Genomic DNA, 22,256 nt, shown 5'->3' on the forward strand with positions numbered 1-22,256 from the left:
TGTGAACGGTTACAGGCGAGTGGAAAGTTCGCAAACATGGTGCCAGCAAGCGCAGAACCTGGCGTAAACTCCATATCATGGTTGATGCACAAACGCAGGAAGTCGTGGCAGTTGAGATGACGGCTAATTTTGTTGGTGATTCCGAAGTCTTGCCGGATTTATTAGAGCAGCTGGATGAACACGACCAAGTTGCCAGTGTGGCGGCGGATGGCGCTTATGATACGATCCAGTGTCATGGCGATTCGTAACAAAGGCGCCGATGCATTGATACCGCCGCGGGAAGGGGCGGTGGAATGGCCGAGTGATGAAGATGGGAGAACTCATCCAAGAACAGCGATTGTTCAACGTTGCGCTGAAATCGGGAGAAAGGCATGGAAACAAGAAAGTGGTTATCATCAACGCAGCCTGGCTGAAACGGCTATGTTTCGCATCAAAACGCTCTTTAGTGGCCAATTAAAAAACCGGACCTTTGCGGCTCAGATGGTTGAGGCGTATCTCCGCGTCGGCGCAATGAATAAAATGACAGGCCTGGGTATGCCTGAAAGTTATTCTGTTTCATGAATAAAGACTGGAATTTAAGAAAAGAGTACGCTGTGGATTATTTATGCAACAAAGCCCCAAGAAATCACAAATGGCCTGATAATCCAGGGGCGAAATATCCATCTTAAGTATGCTCTGCTATTAATGCCATCATGCTTTTTTATCCAGCACTAAAACGGTGCTAGCCGCTCTAGCTCTCATATTTTGCATGATACCGTTTCAACTGATTTTGGATGGTTTTTATCAATTCATCAGGCTCAAATTTAGCCAAAAACTCATCAGCTCCGACCTTTTCCACCATTGAGGAATTAAAGACACCGCTCAAAGAGGTATGCAAAACCAAATAAACATCTTTCATCAAAGGATCATTTTTTATTTTTGTCGCCAAGGTATAACCATCCATACGCGGCATTTCGACATCAGAAATAATCATGGTGTAATGCTCTGAAATATCGATGCCTTGCTCGACCAATTCCTGTAAGTGCTCCCAAGCGTCTAAGCCATCTTTGCGCAATTCACATTCCAGCCCAACCTGTTCACACACTTTTTTAACCTGATTCCGTGCCACCAGAGAATCATCGACAACCAGCACCCGGTCTTCCGCTTGACTTAACCCGGCCTCGACCAATTCTTCTTTAGCTTGCTCTCTTGAGCCGATAACCTCCTTCATTACTTTTTTCAACATCAATGACCTCTATCAGTTCATTTTCAAATTCTGTCACCGCCGTTAAATAGCTCTCCCGCCCCGCCCCGCCCGGCGGTGCCTTGACTGCATCCCAACCAATATTAATGATACGATCGACCGAGCCCACCATAAAGCCTTGTACGCCACGATTATATTCAGTCACAATCACATAAGATCCCTCGCCCCGACTAAGCGGCGGCATACCTATCGACATGGCTAAATCCAATACCGGAATGGTTTTGCCACGCAAATGGGCGACACCACAAATAACTGAATTCGACTTTGGAATCTGGGTGAGCTGCGGGCATTGGATAACCTCCTGCACCTTAAATACATTGATACCGAACCGCTGCCGCCCATTCAATTTAAATAATAACAATTCAAACCGATTGTGACCGGCCAATTTTGTCCGTTGGTCAACACCATCTAGTACTCCAGCCATACTAAAACCTCATTACGCTTCTTTATTTAAACTCAAAGGACACTCTAATTCCCAAATCTCTCTAAAGTATAGCGAGCTTCCAGCATTTTACTTTAATTTTTATGGCCCGATTTATGCTTGATATTTTTTAACTTTTTTTGACAAAAAACTGACGCACATGACCAGGACTTTCATATTCAGCATCAGTCTTATCTTTTTCAGCCCGTTGCTTTATGCCGGAAAATTTCAAGACTTACAGGCTGTTCAAAATTTATTTAAAATGTTTCTTGATACGCAACTGAGTAAAAATGCCAGCGTTACAGAGGATGTTGCGGTCAGTTATCAGCTGTCAAAACTAGACGGTCGGCTGAAACTCCCCGCATGTCCCCAAAAACCAGAGGTTTTTGTCCCAAAAGGGTCATTGAAAGCGGGAAGAAATACATTAGGAATACGCTGCCGCGCCAATAAGGGATGGACAATCTATAGCAGTGTCACCATCAAACTGGTCAAACCCGTTCTCGTTATGGCGCAATCACTTAACCGCGGTGAACGACTGACAAAACAGCATTTGCGTTATCAAAAAATGGATATTGGCTTGTTACACCAAGGCTATCTGAGCAATCCTGATCTGGTTTTAAATAAACAAGCCAAACGCTACTTGTCGGCAGGGGCGCTGGTCAACCCACGTTTTTTTGAAGCGCCTGACCTGGTCAAGCGTGGTGAAATCGTCAAAATTCAGGCCAAAAGTTCCTCTTTTCAAATCAGCATGACCGGCATTGCCTTGATGAATGGAAAATTAGGACAAAATATACGGGTTAAAAACATCGCCTCAAAACGCATCATTCAGGCACGCGTCGCAAAACCAGGTCTGGTGACAATTTTTTGACCCAATCCAATAATAAAAACATAACACAGGGTTTTACAAAAAATGACCTATTCATTAAAGTTATTGATTAAAATGCCGATAACCCCTACAGAAAAATAGTCACTGGAGATTCTCATGGCAATTAATCCCATAACCGGAAAAAACACACCGCTTGTAACCACAAGCTCGAATACAAAAAAAGACACTGTCGATCAGGCAACAAAAAAATCGCCTCCGGCACGGCCGGAATTTGATAGTTTTGATGCAACGGCTGTCAGCCAGAAAATAAAACAGGCACTGGCCAGCAATACCTCATCCGTACTGAACGAGGAAAAAATCAATGCGGTCAAAGAAGCGCTGCAGCAAGGTAATTACCAGATCGATGCCGATAGCATTGCTGAAAAAATGCTGCAATTTGACAACCCATTTAACAGTGCATGATTATGATCAAAAAAACCTATCCGATTACTGAAAATCTGCTGATGCAAGGGTATAAGCTGAATCAGGAATTATTGACCATTCTTGAACGCGAAGCGGAAAAGCTGAACAGTCGCCAAGATGCCGCGACTATTGCCCAACTTGCCGAGCAAAAAAAACGCGTTTCACAGCAACTTGAACAATTTAGTTTACAATTAACGCAAATTTTAGCCACCGAGTCACTCGAACTCAACGCTTCTGGCATACAGCATTATTTTATCAAGGCCAAGTTGGCAAATTTACCGATAAAAGAAGGCCTTGAAAACTGGCAGAAAATAACTCAGCTGATCAAACGATGCCAACAGCTAAATGAACAAAATGGCGCGAGTATTGCACTTTTAATGCGACATAACCAACGCATTCAACAGATTTTTCGCGGTAAAAACCAATTTGCAACAACCTATACCGCAAAAGGCTCGACCACGGCTGCGCATTTTTCTCGAGCGATCGCCTCGGCTTAAAAAGTGAACCTAAATGCAGCGGTAACAACATAAATATTTTAATTTTGTTCTACACTGCATTAAAAAATCACTAGAAATACACAGCGTATGTTAAAAACAATAAAAAAAATTTTTGCTCGTTCAGTCGACACTCCCTCGCAACATGACAAAGAGCTTGAACCTGCACCGAGGAAAACCGGGCCTAATTTTGTTACCGAGCCTTTCCGTATCAACACGATTCTACAAAAACTGGAAAACAACGCACAATTGTGCACCATTACATTCTCCGACCAAGGTGAAAAGTTCACATCTTCAATTCTGGCCGTCCACCCTGAAAGGCAAGAAATCTTATTGGATGAATTAGTCCCCGCCCATGGAAATACCTTACTTGAGCAAAAAAAGGGCTGCAAGCTGTCAGCCTATTTAGAAGGAATCCACCTTGCCTTCACACTAGAAAACCTGACCCCCGTCACACACCAAGGCGAAAAACATTACAAAACCGGTTTGCCACAGCGAATTTATTATCCGCAACGGCGAAAATCGCCGCGCGTTCCGATTCAGTCACTACGCATTGCATTTGCTGGCATCAGCAGCATAAATAATGCCACGGTTGGCGGACAACTCTATGACCTGAGCCGAACCGGCATTGGCGTCAACTTAAGCGACAATCATGCACGCATCAAACGTGGCGATCAGTTAATCCGTTGCCATATTCGGCTTGATGAGTACCGAATAGATTTCGATCTACATGTACGTTTTGTAAAAAAGGCTCCACAAAACAAAATCAATCTAGGTGGCTTTTTTGAAAATCTGTCCAGCCGGGATCAAAAGCGCTTGTCTGCATTTGTCGCACAACTGGAACGGCAATACATTCGGCAGACTAAAAACAATTGACCTGCATACCACCCGATAGAATACGCACACTCACAGCAGGCTCTTGCTGGCAACCTCATACACATCGCGCGAAATAGAATCGATCTGCATAATCCGCTGTAACTGTGCTTTCATCTGTTGCTGACGCAAGGTGTCGAAACGACGCCATTGCGTCAATGCCGCCAACAAACGCGCGGCAACTTGCGGATTGATGACATCCAACGCAATAATCTGATCGGCCAAAAATTGATAACCTGCACCATCACGCCGATGAAAATGCACGGGGTTAGCCTGACTGAATGCACCAATCAACGCCCGTACTCGATTGGGATTCTTCAGATCGAAAGCTGGATGCCGAGCCAGAGCCTGCACGCTGTCAAAAGCATTCGCAGCGGAACTACTCGCTTGCAGACTAAACCATTTATCAATCACCAGCGCTTCATCCTGCCACTGCTGGTAAAAATCGGTCAATGCTGACTCTTTTTCAGGATGTTGACTATTGACGATGGTGCTTAGCGCCGCCAGCTGATCGGTCATATTACCCGCGCTAGCATATTGTTCTGTCATCAAGCTATAAACGGAATCTTTTTCCAAATGACTTAAATAATGCAGGCATTGGTTTTTGATCCGCCGGCGACCGATGGCGTCACTGCTGAAATCACCCGATTCGTCGCGATGATATTCATGATAATAGCTTAAAAAGGTTTCTTCTAACGCTTCAGCCAAAGCCTTGCCCACAAACTCCCGGGCTTGATGAATGGCATCAACATCGACCACATTCATCTGCTCTGATAAATAACTTTCTTCCGGCAATGTTAGCAATAAGGCCAAATAAGACAAATCCTGCCAGGATTGCTTAAGAACGGTGGCAAAAGCATCCGTCAATAATGCGTTCATTTTCAAGGGCCTGGCGTTTTGAATATCGTAGATCAATCCTAAAATAACCTGGCTGGCCAGTTGTTGCCCAGCCTCCCAGCGATTGAAGCTGTCGCTGTCATATTGCAACTGAAACGCCAACTGCACCGGGGTACGATTCAGCCGTAATTTAAGCGGTGCTGAAAATCCCCGTAGCACAGACAGCAATGCGCCCTCCGGCACATGATTCAAGACAAACGATTGTTCGGCTTCAGTCAGCGACAATGTCACCTGTTCTGAAGAGCTCATGCCATCTATCTCGACAGCAAGCGGCTGACCATCACGACCTATCAGCCCAATCGTCACCGGAATATGCAGAGGTTGTTTATCGGGCTGACCCGGTGTCGGCGGGCAGGTTTGAGAAAAAACAACCCGAAGCTGACAGTTTTCGGCATCGTAATATTCTTCCACTGACAGTTCCGGCGTACCTGCCTGCGAATACCAGCGTCTGAACTGGCTTAAATCAGCCTGGTTGGCATCTTCCATGGCTTTGACAAAATCATCGCAGGTTACTGCCTGACCATCATGACGCTCGAAATAAAGATCGCTACCTCGCCGGAAACCATCCGCCCCCAGAAGGGTATGCAGCATTCTGACCACTTCCGCACCTTTCTCGTACACGGTCAGAGTATAAAAATTATTGATTTCGATATAGGAATCCGGCCGGATGGGGTGGGCTAATGGACCTGCATCTTCAGCAAATTGTCGGGTTCTGAGCATTTTGACATCTTCGATCCGCTTGACGGCACGCGACGTTTGATCAGCCGTAAATTCCTGGTCCCGAAAAACGGTGAAGCCTTCTTTTAAACTGAGCTGAAACCAGTCCCGACAGGTGACGCGGTTGCCGCTCCAGTTATGAAAATATTCATGTCCGATGACGCCTTCTATATGCTCATAATCGGCATCGGTCGCTGTATCCGGGCGTGCCAACACAAACTTGGTATTAAAAATATTCAAGCCCTTGTTTTCCATCGCGCCCATGTTGAAATGACCGACGGCAACAATCATGTACAGATCCAAATCATATTCGCGGCCATATACCTGCTCATCCCAGTGCATAGCTTTTTTAAGTGACTGCATGGCATGATCACATTTATCCAGATCATGTGCCTCGACATAAATTTCAAGTGTGATCTCGCGCCCGGATTGCGTGACAAACCGATCATGGATTTTTTCCAACTGCCCCGCGACCAACGCAAACAGATAACAAGGTTTGGCAAACGGATCTTCCCAGGCGACCCAGTGTCGATTATCCGGCAAGTCGCCCTGATCGATTTTATTACCATTAGATAACAGCACGGGATAACGCGCTTTATCAGCCTCCAGCCGCACCTTGAAACGACTCATTACATCCGGCCGGTCGATAAAATAGGTAATCTTGCGGAACCCTTCGGCCTCACATTGCGTGCAGAGCATCGTATTGGACAGATACAAGCCTTCGTAAGCGGTGTTGGCGGCCGGATTGATCCGGTTGACGATTTCCAGTGTAAACACGCTGTCTTGCGGCACCTGAAAAATAACCAGGCTTTCGGCAGTCTGCCGATATTGTTCTGCATTCAATGCCTGACCATCTAATTTTACGCTGTCCAGTTGTAATCCTTCTCCCATTAACAGCAGTTCAGTACCTTGTCGTTCACTGGCAGGATTACGCCGAATCGTCATCTTCGAGGCGACCTGAGTGTTATCGGCATCCAGTTTGAAATCCAACTCGACGTGGTCAATTAAATAATCAGGAACGGTATAATCTTTCAAATAAATCGTTTTTGGGTTTGCATCTTTCATGTCATCTTCCATCAATCCTGTTTTTTAGCGGCATAGACCAATAATAAACACCACGCAATTAACCATGATACGCCACCTACCGGTGTAATCATGCCTAACCTAGGCCAATCCAATAACACCAGCAAATATAAACTCCCCGAAAACAATATAATGCCGGTAAACATCAAGCGTCCGGCCCACTGTAACAAAACATTGTTTTCACCTTGCTGTTGAACCAGTGCCACCAGCCCCAAACCTAAGGCGTGCCACATTTGATAGTTCACCGCTGTTTTATAAACGGCCAGCATCTCAGCTGTCAGTACGGTTTTTAATACATGTGCACCAAAAGCGCCCATCGCCACCGCTAATGCGGCGCTCAATGCCGCTAATGTCAGTAAAGGTGAACGCATCAGACCTCCTTCAGTCGAGGCATCAACTGCACCAAATTACACGGTTTGGTGCGACTGTCGAGCTGATGCACGATGATTTCATCCCACGCCGTACGGCAGGCATTAGATGACCCAGGCAAACAAAAAACATAGGTTCGGTTGGCGACACCGGCAACGGCTCGAGATTGAATGGTCGAGGTTTTAATCGTATCCCAGGACAGCATCCGAAAGACTTCGCCAAACCCATCTAGCACCTTATCCAGCAATGGCGAAATCGCCTCCGGTGTCCCATCACGGCCTGTCACCCCGGTACCGCCTGTGGTTAAAATCACATCGACCTCGGGGTTGGCAATCCAGGCCGAAACCTGCGCGCGTATTTGATAAATATCATCGGCCACAATGCTTTTCTCATAAACCTTATGTCCGGCAGCGAGAACTCTCTCGCATAATGTATTTCCAGACACATCATCCGCCTCAGTACGGCTGTCAGATACCGTCAACACGCAGATATTCAACACTTTTGCTTTTATTTCTGTCATTTCAATACCAAAAAGAATGCATCACCACCGCGCTGAATATTGATCAGCAACGGACTTGTTGGCCTGACAACTTGTGCCAGCTCCTCCAGATTATGCACACGATAACGATTGGCCGACACGATAATATCACCCGGCCGCAAACCGACATGCCAGGCATACGAACCGGTATGAATTTTTTCAAACATGACCCCTTCGACCCGGCCTTTTGGGCTATTCATCAGTACCGTTCCGGCCAACCGTTGATGTAATGTGTCGCCGGCTATGGTCTGTTTTTTCGGTTTCCCGATCACAGCTTGAATGCGTTTTTCTTCATTGCCCCGAATCACTTCAAGCTCAACGACATCCCCTACTTCCATCAAACCGATTATGTTCCGAATTTGCGCACTGTTTTTAATCGAACGACCATTGACAGCGGTAATAATATCACCCGGCTCCAATCCGGCCTTGGCAGCGGCAGAATCAGACTCGACCCGACTGACGACGGCTCCGTGCGAGCTTTTCAGGCCAAATGCCGCAACCAACTCTGATGTGAGATCCTGGGTCGTAACCCCCAAACGTCCGCGCCGAACTTTTCCATGTTCAACCAAGGCATCGACCAGCGTCATCACCATATTGGCAGGAATTGCAAAGCCAATCCCAACATTGCCACCATTCGGCGCCAGAATCGCGGTATTCATACCAATAAACTCACCGCGCAAATTGACCAATGCGCCACCGGAGTTGCCAGGATTAATCGAAGCATCGGTCTGAATAAAGTCCTCATAGCCTTCAATCCCAAGGCCTGAACGCCCTAAGGCACTGACGATCCCGGATGTCACTGTTTGTCCTAAGCCAAAAGGATTACCAATAGCCACCACGAAATCGCCGACTTTTAATCGACTAGGGGCTGTTGCCATTTCACATAGGTAACCATAAAAAGGCGCAAGCCAGAGCGATAGAGCCTTCAAAATTTCGTTTGAGTTTGTCATATCGCGTGGCGATCGCTCTGAAATGCTTAAGTCTTGCAAACACATTTTCAACGAGATGGCGATATTTGTAGAGACACCAATCCATTTCATCATTTCCCCGAGTTGAATTCTTTTTTCTTGGGATAACAGGAACAGCCCCTTTGTCTTTAATTTGAAGACGTAATGCTTCACTGTCATAGCCTCTGTCAGCAACTATATAGTCACCTTTTGGGAGCTCTGCAACTAATTTCGGTGCTTCTTTACAGTCATGAACTTCGCCGCCTGTCACTGAGAAATGAATAGGAAGACCACAGGCATCAACGGCCATATGAATTTTACTGGTGTTCCCGGCGACAGATTTCCCTATCGCTGTTTCTTGTTCACAGGCCGCACCACTAATTACCAAAAGCCGTGGGTAAATCTCTCCAGGGACAACCTACTCGCAAGCGATAAAAATACCTTCGACTGTTTTTCGAAGACAAGGTTTGTCATAAATTCCCATTTTCAACATAATTATCTTCAGTTTCTCCCAAAGTTCATCCGTAAGCATTTGTCGGGGCATAGTTTGCTTGTTTTTGAGTCAAAATAAACAATCTATGTGGCGGAGTTATTGAATTTCAAGGGGATTTTCAAAACGGCAACAGCCCCTAGAATCGGCCACTTTTAATGCTTTCAAGCCATCAGCTGGAATTTTTATCACCGCGACATCGGCTTCTGCATCCGCCCCGAGCAATTTAGCATCAAACTGCCGACCATCTCGTAAAGTAACCTGGATCTTATCAGCTTGATCAATAACATGATTATTGGTGACGACATAGCCTTTTTTGGCATTGATGATAACACCGGATCCCAAACTGTTCCGTTGCTGTCGAGGCCGATTGGGAATCTGGAAAAAATAACGAAAAAACGGATCGTTCATCATCGGGTTATTTCGTACCGCTTTAGTGGTCGAAATATTAACCACCGCCGGCATGGTTTTTTCCAGCATGGGCGCTAATGAGGGTAATGTCTGACCCTCAATAAAAGCGGGAAGAATATTTCGGGCCAATGCCGGACTGAAAACACCGGCTACCCACAATGCTATCACTGCAAGCCAAAGGGCTTTTATTTTCATATAACCTCATCCATTGATTATTCGGAAATTACCAGCGGATTAACTTAACCCAGCCATTGTCATGCTATAAAACTATTTATATCTTTTATCGTATCTACTCACCCCCTCTAAAAAGCAGGTGTAGGTTGTTGATTTATCAGGCTTGCATAACAGGGATGTTATGCAGAACTACATGGATGTATTCACGTGTCCTGATAAATCAATGACCTACTCCGGCTAAAACACAACCGGGTGAGCAGTTACCTTTTATCAATAGCTCATGTTATTGACGACAAAGCTTAGGTTAAGTTAATCCCATAAATGCATATTTTGATCTATCATTATATCAGCGTTCTAATATAGTCAGGATTTTTCCAAACATACGCGCATCATGAAACTATGACAATTGAAATTCCGTCAGCGGATGCCAGTCTTATTCGAACCTTCTTTCCCCTCTGTCATCTACCGCAAAAAAATTTCAAAAAACTTTGCAGCCATCTTGATATCAAAACGGCACAAGCGGGCGAGTTCATTTTTCAACTGGGGCAAGAACAAAATCAACTAATTTATTTGCTTGACGGTAAAATAAGTTTACAGTTAAAGGAGTTTGAACTGGAATCTGTCCAAGCAGGAACGGAAGCGGCGCGTTTTGCCTTGGCTCATCAAATTCCACGCAAAGTTAACGCTTGCGCAGAAACAGCGCTACGTTATATCTGTCTGGATGCCGCAATTTTAAATACACTACAACAGCAAAATACCACAACCGAGGATTCAAGTGAGATGATTGTTGAAGAACCTGAAGAAAGCGGTGATGACTGGATGACAACACTGCTAAAATCGCCGATTTTTCGGGCGCTTCCTCCTGCAAATTTGCAGCGCATCCTGATAAACCTGGAATCAATGGAATTCAAACAAGGTGAAATCATCATCAAACAGGGCGAACCTGGCGATTTTTATTACCTCATCAAACAAGGTGAGTGCTTACTTTTGCGCCAACCCTCTCCAAAACTCAAACCTATCAAATTAGGAGAACTGAAAGCACAGGATACGTTTGGCGAAGATGCGATTATTTCCGGCAATCCCCGCAGCGTTTCCGTCATTGCAAAAACCGATGTGTCATTACTGCGCTTGGATAAAGAAAATTTTATTGAACTGATTAAAAAACCGTCATTAAAATTTATTACTCTGGAACAGACTCAGCAAAAACTCGCACAAGGTGGTATTTTGATCGACCTTCGTACAGCCGAAGACTTCAAGCAACAGCATCTTCCAAACAGCATCAACATCCCTTTCTTTTTCTTTACGTATGCATTTAAAAACACTGGATCGAAAACAACCGATCATCGTCGTTTGTGAAGATGGAAAAACAAGCCAGGCCGCGGCTTTTTTGTTACTGCGTAACAAATTTGATGCCTCAATCCTCGAGGGAGGAATGACGGCTGTAGACACATCGACTCAAAGCGCACCGGCTTTTTTGATTGATGATGGCGTAGAAATCGATGTAAAAACAGTACCCGAAAACAGCACCGATATCGAACAAGAAACGCGTCCGACAAAGGATGACGACGAACCCAGCATTGATGTATTACAAAAACGGATTATAGAATTGGAAAACCAATGTGCTGCACTCAAAGCGGAGAAACAAGCTATTCTGCAGAAATATCAGCAACTCCAACAAAAATTACACAACTTCGTCAAAAATAATTTCGAGCGCGCATTAAAAAGGCCGCCACCGGGGACTCGGTAAAGCGGCCTTTAAAAATACCTCAGAAGATATTTTTACTCTTCGTCTTTAGGTTCTGCGAAAACCCATTTTACGAAAAAATAACCTGCAGCGATAATTACAACCGCTCCAATCATGCCTGCCGGCTCTTTTAACAGTTCTGTTAAGTCTAAGATCGCTCCCATGAGTGTCCTACCTTTTTGTAATGTTGTTGATAAATGTACCAATTAATTGGCATCTGAGGGTTCTATGTTACTTTGGATTCCCTTAAAGTCAAGTAATTCATCTATCAACACTAAAAAAAATAAGGTATCTACCACATAAATATCTTTCCTCTAAACTAGGGGCGCTCTGAAATGCTTAAGTCTTGCAAACACATTTTCAACGAGATGGCGATATTTGTAGAGACACCAATCCATTTCATCATTTCCCCGAGTTGAATTCTTTTTTCTTGGGATAACAGGAACAGCCCCTTTGTCTTTAATTTGAAGACGTAATGCTTCACTGTCATAGCCTCTGTCAGCAACTATATAGTCACCTTTTGGGAGCTCTGCAACTAATTTCGGTGCTTCTTTACAGTCATGAACTTCGCCGCCTGTCACTGAGAAATGAATAGGAAGACCACAGGCATCAACGGCCATATGAATTTTACTGGTGTTCCCGGCGACAGATTTCCCTATCGCTGTTTCTTGTTCACAGGCCGCACCACTACTATGCTGATGTGCTTTCACAATACTCCCATCAATAAATTCCCATTCCAGGTCTGGATCAACAACCAAGGCGTTAAAAATACCCATCAGTTTTTCTTTACGAGACCAGTCATTGAATCGTTTATATACCGCATTCCACTGTTTTTCGAAGACAAGGTTTGTCATAAATTCCCATTTTCAACATAATTATCTTCAGTTTCTCCCAAAGTTCATCCGTAAGCATTTGTCGGGGCATAGTTTGCTTGTTTTTGAGTCAAAATAAACAATCTATGTGGCGGAGTTATTGAATTTCAAGGGGGATTTTCAAAACGGCAACAGCCCCTAGAGCACAAACTCGTTGCCCGCTAAAAAACACACCACTGAAATAACTATTATCTCTCCACACTTCAAAATTTCAGACGCGTCCAGATTGCCATCTGCGCCTATAATGAGTAATATGGACAAGAATAATAAAAACGTGTGTGCGTGTCATTCACGCCCATGATAATAACAACCTTAGAACACAAAGAGGAAGAAAAATGATTGGTGGCATATTAATGATTCTTATTGCAGTCTGGATTTACCAATCCGTCAGCAAAGTAAAAAAACCGAATGGCTTGTTTTGGGTTGCCGGCTGTGCCGCACTCTTTTTTGCCGTTCAATGGTTACTGGTTCAACTCAATATCATCATCATCGACACCTATCAAGGCGATGATATTGGTGGCAACTATGATCGTGATTTAACCAGTATTGGCGATCGCATGACGAACGAACAAGGCACTGGCGGCACTTTCATGAATGTGGTGTTTGAATTGCTACCACCTTTCGGCGCTTTTTTAGTCGTTGCACTGATTCGAACCAAATTCATCATGCAGGAAGCCATTACTGTGGCTAACTTATTCAGCGGCATTAAAGAAATGTTTATCAGCATCAAAAATAGCTTTAAATCAACTGCTGAAGACAAAGAATAACTCCCCATCTACACATCGACTAAAACCCGGCCAAGCTCCGGGTTTTAGTACCACCTCTAGCCCCATCACTCTGTTCTTCGCTGTTGTTTTGTTATCAATAGCTTACCCTTGATACAATACCCTGACGCACTTTCTGGCCCATACGATAACATTTGATGAAATCAGCCTGAACCTGACACATTCTCCAATACAAAACCTACTGACTCTATGACCCGTTCCGATATTTTAAAACAACAGTTATCTCAACGTATTTTGTTTCTTGATGGTGCCATGGGTACCATGATTCAAAATTATAAACTGGAAGAAAGTGATTATCGGGGCAGCCGCTTTGCCCATTGGCCGTCCGATTTAAAAGGCAACAATGACTTGTTATCTCTGACCCAGCCTCACATCATCAAGTCCATACATCGCGCCTATCTTGATGTCGGCTCCGATATTGTTGAAACCAATTCTTTCAATGCGACCTCTATCGCCATGGCCGATTACGGCATGGAAGATTTAGCTTATGAAATCAACTATGAATCAGCGCGTTTGGCACGCGAAGCCTGTGATGATGTTACTCAACTGACACCCGATAAGCCACGTTTTGTCGCAGGCGTACTCGGCCCGACCAACCGCACCGCCTCGATGTCACCTGATGTCAATGACCCAGGCTTCAGAAATATCAGCTTTGATGAGCTGGTCACAGCGTATACCGAAGCGGTACACGGCTTGATTGATGGTGGCGCCGATATTATTTTAATCGAAACGGTATTTGATACCTTAAATGCCAAAGCTGCTATCTTTGCTGTCGAACAATACTTTGAAACAATCGGTTTCAAATTACCCATTATGATTTCCGGCACCATCACCGATGCCTCAGGCCGAACCTTGTCGGGACAAACCGCTGCGGCATTTTTTAATTCCTTGCGCCATGCCGACCCCATTTCTATCGGCTTTAACTGCGCGCTGGGCGCTAAAGAACTGCGCCAATATATCGAAGAGCTGGCCAATATTGCCGATACCTTTGTCTCCGCTCACCCAAATGCCGGCCTTCCGAATGAATTTGGCGAATATGATGAATCGCCGGATGATATGGCAAAAGAACTGGAAGATTGGGCTAAAAGCGGTTATCTGAATATCATTGGCGGCTGCTGCGGCACCTCACCTGATCATATTAAAGCCATTATTGAAGCAGTCGAAAAACATCCGCCACGGCAAATCCCTGATATTCAGAAACAGTGCCGTCTGGCGGGTCTGGAGCCATTAAACATCGGCCCCGACAGCTTGTTTGTCAATGTTGGTGAACGCACCAATGTCACAGGTTCTGCCCGTTTCAAACGCCTGATTGTCGAAGAAGATTATGACACCGCGCTCGATGTCGCCAGGGAACAGGTTGAAAACGGCGCACAAATTATCGATATCAATATGGATGAAGGCATGCTGGATTCCAAGCAAGCAATGGTGCGCTTTTTGAACCTGGTTGCCGCCGAACCGGATATCGCCAAGGTTCCGGTGATGCTAGATTCCTCAAAATGGGACATTCTCGAAGCCGGCTTGAAATGTATTCAAGGCAAAGGCGTGGTGAACTCAATTTCGATTAAAGAAGGTGAGGAAAACTTTATCCAACAGGCCAAACTGGTTCGGCGTTATGGAGCGGCCGTCATTGTTATGGCCTTCGATGAGCAAGGCCAGGCGGACACTTACCAACGTAAAGTCGAAATTTGTACTCGCGCCTATAAAATATTGACTGAAAAAGTCGGCTTTCCAGCGGAAGATATTATTTTTGATCCAAATATCTTTGCCATTGCCACCGGTATTGAAGAACATAACAATTATGGCGTAGACTTTATTGAAGCCACTCGCACCATCAAACAAACCCTGCCCTACGCGCTGGTTTCCGGTGGTGTATCCAATGTTTCGTTCTCATTCCGCGGCAATACACCGGTTCGGGAAGCCATCCATGCCGTCTTCCTTTATCACGCCATTCAGGCCGGCATGGATATGGGTATTGTTAACGCCAGTCAGCTGGCAATTTACGAAGATATTCCAGAAGAATTACGCAATGCAGTTGAAGATGTCGTCTTGAACCGCTCACCAGAAGCCACCGAACGCCTGCTAGACATTGCCGAGAAATATCGCGGCGATGGCAGTGTTGCCAGTAAACCTGAAGATTTGGAATGGCGTAGCTGGCCGGTGGAAAAACGCCTGGAACACGCATTGGTTAAAGGTATTGCTGATTTTATTGAAGAAGACGCCGAAGAAGCACGCCAAACCTTCGACAAAGCCTTGCATGTTATCGAAGGCCCTTTGATGGACGGCATGAATGTCGTCGGCGACTTATTTGGCGCCGGCAAAATGTTTTTACCTCAGGTCGTCAAATCGGCACGGGTCATGAAAAAAGCCGTTGCGCATTTAATGCCTTACATGGAAGCGGAAAAAGAGGACAAGAGCGAGCCTAACGGAAAAGTGCTAATGGCCACCGTCAAAGGCGATGTCCACGACATCGGTAAAAACATCGTTGGCGTCGTGCTGCAATGTAATAATTATGATGTTGTCGACCTTGGCGTCATGGTACCCGCCGAAACCATTCTGAAAACAGCACGCGAAGAGAAGGTCGATATTATCGGTCTCAGTGGTCTTATTACCCCCTCTTTAGATGAAATGGTGCATGTCGCCAAAGAAATGGAACGACAAGGCTTCGAGCTTCCCTTACTGATAGGTGGGGCGACCACTTCGCGCGCCCATACGGCGGTCAAAATAGAACCCCATTACCACGCGCCTACGGTTTATGTCGTCGATGCCTCCCGCTGTGTCAATGTTGTCAATTCCTTGCTGAGTGATGAGCTTAGCTCAGATTATGTGGCTAAAATCAGACAAGAATACGCTCAAGTTCGAGAACGTCACAAAGGACGCAAGGCGAAAAACCAGCAATTCTCGCTGGAACAAGCACGAAAAAACCGCTTTCGCTACCGCGATGAACATCAACCCATAAAGCCGACTTTCTTGGGCACTAAAGTCATCGATAATTTTGACCTTAAACAACTTATCCCCTATATCGACTGGACACCATTTTTCCAAACCTGGGAATTATCGGGGAAATATCCTGCGATTCTGGATGACAAGCTGGTGGGTGAAGAAGCGAAAAAACTTTTTAAAGACGCCAAACAGATGTTGGATAAAATTGTCAACGAGGGCTGGCTGAAAGGACGTGCCGTGATTGGCTTTTTCCCGGCTAACAGTCAGGGCGACGACATTATCCTGTATACAGATGATGATCGCCATGAAAAACGGGCAATACTGCACCATTTACGCCAACAAAATATGAAAGCGCCAGGCAAGCCAAATTATTGCTTATCTGACTTTATCGCACCCGTTGAAAGTGGTAAAAAAGATTACCTAGGTGCCTTTGCAGTCACTACCGGCATCGGCATTGAAGACAAATTAGCTGAATTTGAACGTGACCATGATGATTATAATAGCATCATGCTAAAAGCACTGGCCGATCGTCTAGCGGAAGCCTTTGCCGAATACCTGCATCAGCAGGTACGCAAAACACATTGGGGTTATGCTAAAGACGAACAGCTGGAAAATTCAGATTTAATTGCTGAAAACTACCAGGGTATTCGGCCAGCACCAGGTTATCCTGCCTGCCCCGATCACACCGAGAAAGAAAAGCTGTTTGAACTTCTTAACGTTACCGAAAACACCAGCATTGAATTGACCGAAAGTTTCGCCATGATGCCTGCTTCCGCCGTGAGCGGCTGGTATTTTGCCCATCCGGAATCACAGTATTTTAATGTTGGCAAAATTGGTCGCGATCAATTGAAAGATTATGCACATCGTAAAGATATGATTGAAGAGGTTGCCGAACGTTGGTTATCCGCCCATTTATTTCACTGATCATGAATAAACTGGAACAGACACTCGAAAAATTTATGTACGCCAGCCGCTGGCTGTTAGGTCCAGTTTATCTTGGACTCAGCCTAATTTTATTGATGCTGACAATTAAATTTTTTCAGGAAATCATTCATTTTATTCCGTATTTATTGACCATGTCAGAATCGGAACTGATTTTGAAAATCCTGACTCTAGTTGACCTGACTCTAGTCGGCAGTCTAACCGTTATTGTCATGTTTAGCGGTTATGAAAACTTTGTCTCTCAACTCGACATCGGCAAAAAAACCGAGAAACTGGATTGGCTTGGCACCCACGATTACGGCTCACTCAAACTGAAAGTCGCCTCATCCATTGTTGCCATTTCATCGATTCATTTATTAAAGATATTCATGAATGTGCAGGATACCGATAGCGACAAAATAAAATGGTATGTCATTACCCACATGACCTTAGTCGTTTCCGCTTTGTTAATGGCTGTTATGGACAAAATCAGTCGCCACCCAAGCCAAAAATGAACACATATTATTTATTTTCCACCACCGGCTGCCATCTGTGTGAACAGGCCGAACAGTTGCTGCAAACATTGCCTGAACCTGTGGACTATTCGATTAAAGACATCACCGATAATGAAGAATGGATGTCACGTTACGGCATCCGTATTCCAGTTTTGCATCATAAAACTAGCGCGGATGAATTGAACTGGCCTTTTGACGCGGACTCTCTGCGACACTTTATTCAACACCATGCCTGATTCTCGTTTAGCATTCATTTTGCCTATCCCCTTGCATAACACTAAAAGTTATTGAGTAACTACTTGCCCGTTAATCATTTAGTGGACGTAGGGTATTGATTGTTCAGGCTTGTGCAACATGGATGTTGCACAGAGCTACATGGATGTATCTACGCGTCCTGAAAAATCAATACCCTACGCCCAGTATTTCTGAAGGCGTGAGGAGTTACGTTATTGAAATATCAAATAGATATTGCAATACTACCCGCTATACACATAAAAATGATACCGTCCTAGCCCTTTAAATATTATGACAATAATTCGCGAACACGATTTTATCCAAAGCATTGCCGATGCCCTGCAATTTATTTCCTACTATCATCCCAAAGATTTTATTCAGGCCATGCACCAAGCCTACCTGGCCGAACAAAACCCAGCCGCTAAAGACGCCATTGCCCAAATTCTGATTAACTCTCGCCTGTGCGCTGAAGGCCATCGACCTATTTGCCAAGACACCGGCATCGTCAATGTATTTTTAAGCATCGGCATGTCTGTACAATGGGATACACAACGTAGTATTGAGGATATGGTCAATGAGGCTGTACACAGAGCTTACACCCATCCCGACAATATTCTCAGGGCTTCGGTTCTGGCTGATCCTGCCGGTAAACGACAAAATACCGGCGATAACACGCCTGCTATTACGCATATGACGCTAGTGCCGGGCAATACCATTAGTGTAAATATTGCCGCTAAAGGGGGCGGCTCCGAAGCGAAAAGTAAATTTATCATGCTCAACCCGTCCGACAGCATTGTTGACTGGGTGCTGAAAACAGTCCCTAGCATGGGCGCAGGTTGGTGTCCGCCAGGTATTTTAGGCATCGGTATCGGTGGCACTGCCGAAAAAGCCATGCTGATGGCGAAACAAGCCTGCATGGAAAATATCGATATCCAAGACCTGATTGCACGTGGCCCCAGCAACACCATTGAAGCGTTACGTCTGGAATTGTATGAAAAAGTCAATGCGCTTGGCATCGGCGCACAGGGGCTGGGTGGTTTGACAACTGTGCTGGATGTCAAAATTCACGATTACCCTTGTCACGCCGCCAATAAACCGGTTGCGATGATCCCTAATTGTGCGGCGACCCGACACGCCCATTTTACATTGGATGGCTCAGGCCCTGCCGAATTAAGCCCACCTGAACTTGCTGACTGGCCTGAAATCAGTCAGCACGGTTCAAATAGCGCAAGACGTGTCAACCTGGATACGCTGACCAAACAAGACGTGCAAGACTGGAAACCTGGCGAATCCCTACTGTTAAGCGGCACCTTACTCACTGCCCGGGATGCCGCACATAAACGACTGGTTGACATGCTTGAGCGCGGTGAACCTTTACCTGTCGATTTCAACAACAAGTTTATTTATTACGTAGGTCCAGTTGATCCGGTCGGCGATGAAGTGGTCGGCCCTGCTGGCCCAACCACTGCGACGCGAATGGATAAATTTACCCCCATCATGCTGGAAAAAACCGGCTTAATCGGCATGATTGGGAAAGCCGAACGTAGTCCTGAAGCCATTGCCGCCATCAAACAGCACCATGCCGTATCCTTGATTGCCATCGGTGGTGCTGCTTATCTGGTATCAAAAGCAATCCGCAAAGCAAAAATTGTCGCCTTTGCCGATTTAGGCATGGAAGCCATACACGAATTTACCGTCGAAAATATGCCGGTTACTGTCGCCGTTGATAGCCATGGCGTCTCTATCCATGCTCAAGCCCCTAAACTGTGGCAAGCAAAAATCGGAAAAATACCTGTTACTCTGGAGTCTCGTTAATGGAAAAACTCAGCTGTTTCAAAGCCTACGATATACGCGGTCAATTAGGCTCTGAGCTTAATGAAGACATTGCCTATCGCATTGGCCGGGCAACTGGTCAATACCTTAATGCCCAACAAATAGCTATTGGTGGTGATATACGCCTTAGCTCTGAAGCCTTAAAACAAGCTGTCGCCAACGGCTTGATGGATGCCGGCACCGATGTCATCGATATAGGCATGACCGGCACCGAAGAAATTTATTTTGCCGCTCAACATCTGCCTGTCGATGGCGCAATCGAAATTACCGCCAGCCACAATCCAATGGATTATAACGGCATGAAACTGGTTCGAAAAAATGCCCGCCCGATCAGTGGCGATACCGGACTTCATGACATCCGGCGGCTCGCCGAGTCGCAAAATTTCAAGGCACCAAGCTCGCCGGGCACATTATCCAGACAATCGATTCTGGAGCCTTATATCGATCATTTGATGGGCTATATCAATTCTGACAATATCAGCCCTTTAAAATTAGTCGTTAATGCCGGTAATGGCGCGGCGGGCCATGTTATTGATGCCTTGGAAGAAAAATTTCAACAACAACGGATCCCGATTAAATTTATAAAAGTGCATCATCAACCCGATGGCACCTTCCCTCATGGTATCCCTAATCCACTACTGCCCGAATGTAGACAGGATACCACCGATGCCGTCATCAAACATCGGGCCGATATGGGAATCGCTTGGGACGGCGATTTTGATCGTTGCTTTTTATTTGATGAAAAAGGCCAATTTATCGAAGGCTACTATATTGTAGGGCTATTAGCCGAAGCCTTTCTGAAAAAATATCCGGGTAGTAAAATCATCCATGACCCTCGGCTCACCTGGAACACTATCGAATGCGTAAAGAAAAGTGGCGGCATTTCGGTTCAATCAAAAACAGGTCACGCCTTTATCAAAGAACGAATGCGCAAAGAAGATGCCATTTATGGTGGCGAGATGAGCGCACATCATTATTTTCGTGATTTTGCCTACTGCGACAGCGGCATGATTCCATGGTTATTGGTTGCTGAATTATTATCGATAAAAAAGCAAACATTATCCGAACTTGTCGAACAACGCATACAAGCGTTTCCATCTTCTGGCGAAATTAACTCCCGACTGAAAAACCCCAACGCATCTATCGCCAGAGTCAGACAGGCTTACGAAAAAGATGCACTTAACACGGATGAAACAGATGGCATCAGCCTGGAATTTGAGCAATGGCGCTTTAATCTACGTGCATCGAATACTGAACCTGTGGTCAGGTTAAATGTTGAATCTCGGGGCAACCCCGCTTTAATGCAACAAAAAACTCAGGAAATTCTAGGGGCTGTTGCCATTTCACATAGGTAACCATAAAAAGGCGCAAGCCAGAGCGATAGAGCCTTCAAAATTTCGTTTGAGTTTGTCATATCGCGTGGCGATCGCTCTGAAATGCTTAAGTCTTGCAAACACATTTTCAACGAGATGGCGATATTTGTAGAGACACCAATCCATTTCATCATTTCCCCGAGTTGAATTCTTTTTCTTGGGATAACAGGAACAGCCCCTTTGTCTTTAATTTGAAGACGTAATGCTTCACTGTCATAGCCTCTGTCAGCAACTATATAGTCACCTTTTGGGAGCTCTGCAACTAATTTCGGTGCTTCTTTACAGTCATGAACTTCGCCGCCTGTCACTGAGAAATGAATAGGAAGACCACAGGCATCAACGGCCATATGAATTTTACTGGTGTTCCCGGCGACAGATTTCCCTATCGCTGTTTCTTGTTCACAGGCCGCACCACTACTATGCTGATGTGCTTTCACAATACTCCCATCAATAAATTCCCATTCCAGGTCTGGATCAACAACCAAGGCGTTAAAAATACCCATCAGTTTTTTCTTTACGAGACCAGTCATTGAATCGTTTATATACCGCATTCCAATTACCAAAAGCCGTGGGTAAATCTCTCCAGGGACAACCTACTCGCAAGCGATAAAAAATACCTTCGACTGTTTTTCGAAGACAAGGTTTGTCATAAATTCCCATTTTCAACATAATTATCTTCAGTTTCTCCCAAAGTTCATCCGTAAGCATTTGTCGGGGCATAGTTTGCTTGTTTTTGAGTCAAAATAAACAATCTATGTGGCGGAGTTATTGAATTTCAAGGGGGATTTTCAAAACGGCAACAGCCCCTAGATTTATTGCGTCAAGAATATTAACCCAGCCCTGCCATTATAGTGTCATACAACTACAAGTTATTGACGGCAAAACTGGGTAAAAAAGAGCCTGGATGGCACTTTTTCAAATTTTATCCAGGCTTCTATGTAATACCAATCCCAATATATTTATATCTAAAGTAAATCGGATTCCTCTCGTTCCCACGCTCCGGCGTGGGAACGCTTGTAGTGACGTTGTACGTCACGAGACGCTGGAGCATCCCGATATGCATTCCCACGTATAACGTAGGAACGAGGAAAAAT

19 protein-coding genes and 4 pseudogenes are annotated in these 22,256 nt (G+C 45.1%); 14 read left to right on the forward strand and 9 right to left on the reverse strand.

Features of this window, described 5'->3' with window-relative positions; all coding sequences use genetic code 11:
- Positions 1-74: 74 nt before the first annotated feature.
- Together JEU20_RS03875 and JEU20_RS03880 are read left to right on the forward strand one after the other, a co-directional pair.
- Positions 75-248: a transposase gene (locus JEU20_RS03875; protein WP_342590499.1), complete on the forward strand. Its 174-nt coding sequence runs from the start codon at positions 75-77 to the stop codon at positions 246-248.
- Complete coding sequence (locus JEU20_RS03880) at positions 217-561, forward strand: hypothetical protein (RefSeq protein ID WP_198243747.1); 345 nt, start codon at positions 217-219, stop codon at positions 559-561. Before JEU20_RS03875 ends, JEU20_RS03880 begins: the two co-directional genes overlap by 32 nt.
- A 169-nt stretch (positions 562-730) precedes the next feature.
- Here JEU20_RS03880 and JEU20_RS03885 read toward each other — a convergent pair.
- Positions 731-1,667, reverse strand: a pseudogene (locus tag JEU20_RS03885) (chemotaxis protein CheV).
- A 259-nt stretch (positions 1,668-1,926) separates the two neighbouring features.
- Between JEU20_RS03885 and flgA the strand changes: the two are divergent.
- From flgA to JEU20_RS03905, 4 genes are all read left to right on the forward strand, one after another.
- Positions 1,927-2,532, forward strand: a complete 606-nt coding sequence (gene flgA, locus JEU20_RS03890) for a flagellar basal body P-ring formation chaperone FlgA (RefSeq protein WP_281066790.1) — start codon at positions 1,927-1,929, stop codon at positions 2,530-2,532.
- Between the two features lie 114 nt (positions 2,533-2,646).
- Positions 2,647-2,952 (forward strand): flagellar biosynthesis anti-sigma factor FlgM, encoded by a 306-nt coding sequence (flgM, locus tag JEU20_RS03895; RefSeq protein WP_198243749.1) that lies wholly within the window; start codon positions 2,647-2,649, stop codon positions 2,950-2,952.
- Positions 2,949-3,449 carry a flagella synthesis protein FlgN gene (locus JEU20_RS03900; RefSeq protein WP_245395094.1) on the forward strand — a complete coding sequence of 167 codons (501 nt, stop codon included), beginning with the start codon at positions 2,949-2,951 and terminating at the stop codon, positions 3,447-3,449. Before flgM ends, JEU20_RS03900 begins: the two co-directional genes overlap by 4 nt.
- An 87-nt stretch (positions 3,450-3,536) precedes the next feature.
- Entirely contained in the window at positions 3,537-4,322 is a 786-nt protein-coding gene (locus JEU20_RS03905) for a flagellar brake protein (RefSeq protein ID WP_198243750.1), read from the forward strand.
- A 30-nt stretch (positions 4,323-4,352) separates the two neighbouring features.
- On the opposite strand, the gene pepN is transcribed toward JEU20_RS03905, so the two are convergent.
- From pepN to JEU20_RS03935, 6 genes and pseudogenes are all read right to left on the reverse strand, one after another.
- Entirely contained in the window at positions 4,353-6,998 is a 2,646-nt protein-coding gene (gene pepN, locus JEU20_RS03910; RefSeq protein ID WP_198243751.1) for an aminopeptidase N, read from the reverse strand.
- Positions 6,999-7,009: 11 nt separating this feature from the next.
- The gene (locus JEU20_RS03915; protein WP_198243752.1) at positions 7,010-7,387 is read right to left on the reverse strand and encodes a DUF423 domain-containing protein; all 378 of its coding nucleotides are present in this window, start codon (positions 7,385-7,387) and stop codon (positions 7,010-7,012) included.
- The gene (moaB, locus tag JEU20_RS03920; protein WP_198243753.1) at positions 7,387-7,905 is read right to left on the reverse strand and encodes a molybdenum cofactor biosynthesis protein B; all 519 of its coding nucleotides are present in this window, start codon (positions 7,903-7,905) and stop codon (positions 7,387-7,389) included. Before moaB ends, JEU20_RS03915 begins: the two co-directional genes overlap by 1 nt.
- Positions 7,902-8,918 carry a PDZ domain-containing protein gene (locus tag JEU20_RS03925; protein WP_198245850.1) on the reverse strand — a complete coding sequence of 339 codons (1,017 nt, stop codon included), beginning with the start codon at positions 8,916-8,918 and terminating at the stop codon, positions 7,902-7,904. Before JEU20_RS03925 ends, moaB begins: the two co-directional genes overlap by 4 nt.
- A pseudogene (locus JEU20_RS03930) lies at positions 8,803-9,414 on the reverse strand (IS5 family transposase). Before JEU20_RS03930 ends, JEU20_RS03925 begins: the two are co-directional and overlap by 116 nt.
- Before the next feature lie 45 nt (positions 9,415-9,459).
- Positions 9,460-9,966, reverse strand: coding sequence for a trypsin-like peptidase domain-containing protein (locus JEU20_RS03935; RefSeq protein WP_198243754.1), 507 nt, complete (start codon positions 9,964-9,966; stop codon positions 9,460-9,462).
- Between the two features lie 378 nt (positions 9,967-10,344).
- Here JEU20_RS03935 and JEU20_RS03940 point away from each other — a divergent pair, with 378 nt between their 5' ends.
- Together JEU20_RS03940 and JEU20_RS03945 are read left to right on the forward strand one after the other, a co-directional pair.
- Positions 10,345-11,301 (forward strand): cyclic nucleotide-binding domain-containing protein, encoded by a 957-nt coding sequence (locus JEU20_RS03940; protein WP_198243755.1) that lies wholly within the window; start codon positions 10,345-10,347, stop codon positions 11,299-11,301.
- Positions 11,252-11,692 carry a rhodanese-like domain-containing protein gene (locus JEU20_RS03945; RefSeq protein WP_198243756.1) on the forward strand — a complete coding sequence of 147 codons (441 nt, stop codon included), beginning with the start codon at positions 11,252-11,254 and terminating at the stop codon, positions 11,690-11,692. Before JEU20_RS03940 ends, JEU20_RS03945 begins: the two co-directional genes overlap by 50 nt.
- A gap of 323 nt (positions 11,693-12,015) precedes the next feature.
- Here the strand turns inward: JEU20_RS03945 and JEU20_RS03950 are convergent.
- A pseudogene (locus tag JEU20_RS03950) lies at positions 12,016-12,613 on the reverse strand (IS5 family transposase); the annotation flags it as partial.
- A gap of 283 nt (positions 12,614-12,896) precedes the next feature.
- Here JEU20_RS03950 and JEU20_RS03955 point away from each other — a divergent pair.
- The 6 genes from JEU20_RS03955 to JEU20_RS03980 all read left to right on the forward strand — a co-directional run bounded on the left by JEU20_RS03955 (position 12,897) and on the right by JEU20_RS03980 (position 21,144).
- Positions 12,897-13,328 carry a hypothetical protein gene (locus JEU20_RS03955; RefSeq protein WP_198243757.1) on the forward strand — a complete coding sequence of 144 codons (432 nt, stop codon included), beginning with the start codon at positions 12,897-12,899 and terminating at the stop codon, positions 13,326-13,328.
- 207 nt (positions 13,329-13,535) lie between these two features.
- Complete coding sequence (metH, locus tag JEU20_RS03960; RefSeq protein ID WP_198243758.1) at positions 13,536-17,210, forward strand: methionine synthase; 3,675 nt, start codon at positions 13,536-13,538, stop codon at positions 17,208-17,210.
- A gap of 11 nt (positions 17,211-17,221) precedes the next feature.
- The gene (locus JEU20_RS03965) at positions 17,222-17,722 is read left to right on the forward strand and encodes a TIGR00645 family protein (RefSeq protein ID WP_198245852.1); all 501 of its coding nucleotides are present in this window, start codon (positions 17,222-17,224) and stop codon (positions 17,720-17,722) included.
- Positions 17,719-17,958, forward strand: coding sequence for a glutaredoxin family protein (locus tag JEU20_RS03970; RefSeq protein ID WP_198243759.1), 240 nt, complete (start codon positions 17,719-17,721; stop codon positions 17,956-17,958). The genes JEU20_RS03965 and JEU20_RS03970 overlap by 4 nt, the downstream gene beginning before the upstream one ends.
- A 289-nt stretch (positions 17,959-18,247) precedes the next feature.
- Entirely contained in the window at positions 18,248-19,771 is a 1,524-nt protein-coding gene (locus JEU20_RS03975; RefSeq protein ID WP_198243760.1) for a fumarate hydratase, read from the forward strand.
- On the forward strand, positions 19,771-21,144 hold the full coding sequence (locus tag JEU20_RS03980) for a phosphohexomutase domain-containing protein (RefSeq protein ID WP_198243761.1): 1,374 nt from the start codon (positions 19,771-19,773) through the stop codon (positions 21,142-21,144). Before JEU20_RS03975 ends, JEU20_RS03980 begins: the two co-directional genes overlap by 1 nt.
- On the opposite strand, the pseudogene JEU20_RS03985 reads toward JEU20_RS03980, so the two are convergent.
- Positions 21,133-21,882, reverse strand: a pseudogene (locus JEU20_RS03985) (IS5 family transposase). The gene JEU20_RS03980 and the pseudogene JEU20_RS03985 overlap by 12 nt on opposite strands.
- Positions 21,883-22,256 lie beyond the last annotated feature (374 nt).

This window comes from methane-oxidizing endosymbiont of Gigantopelta aegis, assembly GCF_016097405.1.
Classification (GTDB): domain Bacteria; phylum Pseudomonadota; class Gammaproteobacteria; order Methylococcales; family Methylomonadaceae; genus Methylomarinum.

Coding starts and splice junctions, on each gene's coding strand:
- JEU20_RS03975 (WP_198243760.1), top strand. CDS start 18,248: ATGACAATAATTCGCGAACACGATTTTATCCAAAGCATTGCCGATGCC.
- JEU20_RS03880 (WP_198243747.1), top strand. CDS start 217: ATGATACGATCCAGTGTCATGGCGATTCGTAACAAAGGCGCCGATGCA.
- JEU20_RS03935 (WP_198243754.1), bottom strand. CDS start 9,966: ATGAAAATAAAAGCCCTTTGGCTTGCAGTGATAGCATTGTGGGTAGCC.
- JEU20_RS03905 (WP_198243750.1), top strand. CDS start 3,537: ATGTTAAAAACAATAAAAAAAATTTTTGCTCGTTCAGTCGACACTCCC.
- JEU20_RS03925 (WP_198245850.1), bottom strand. CDS start 8,918: ATGTGTTTGCAAGACTTAAGCATTTCAGAGCGATCGCCACGCGATATG.
- flgA (WP_281066790.1), top strand. CDS start 1,927: ATGTTTCTTGATACGCAACTGAGTAAAAATGCCAGCGTTACAGAGGAT.
- JEU20_RS03955 (WP_198243757.1), top strand. CDS start 12,897: ATGATTGGTGGCATATTAATGATTCTTATTGCAGTCTGGATTTACCAA.
- JEU20_RS03915 (WP_198243752.1), bottom strand. CDS start 7,387: ATGCGTTCACCTTTACTGACATTAGCGGCATTGAGCGCCGCATTAGCG.
- flgM (WP_198243749.1), top strand. CDS start 2,647: ATGGCAATTAATCCCATAACCGGAAAAAACACACCGCTTGTAACCACA.
- JEU20_RS03900 (WP_245395094.1), top strand. CDS start 2,949: ATGATTATGATCAAAAAAACCTATCCGATTACTGAAAATCTGCTGATG.
- JEU20_RS03945 (WP_198243756.1), top strand. CDS start 11,252: ATGCATTTAAAAACACTGGATCGAAAACAACCGATCATCGTCGTTTGT.
- JEU20_RS03980 (WP_198243761.1), top strand. CDS start 19,771: ATGGAAAAACTCAGCTGTTTCAAAGCCTACGATATACGCGGTCAATTA.
- JEU20_RS03940 (WP_198243755.1), top strand. CDS start 10,345: ATGACAATTGAAATTCCGTCAGCGGATGCCAGTCTTATTCGAACCTTC.
- moaB (WP_198243753.1), bottom strand. CDS start 7,905: ATGACAGAAATAAAAGCAAAAGTGTTGAATATCTGCGTGTTGACGGTA.
- metH (WP_198243758.1), top strand. CDS start 13,536: ATGACCCGTTCCGATATTTTAAAACAACAGTTATCTCAACGTATTTTG.
- pepN (WP_198243751.1), bottom strand. CDS start 6,998: ATGAAAGATGCAAACCCAAAAACGATTTATTTGAAAGATTATACCGTT.
- JEU20_RS03970 (WP_198243759.1), top strand. CDS start 17,719: ATGAACACATATTATTTATTTTCCACCACCGGCTGCCATCTGTGTGAA.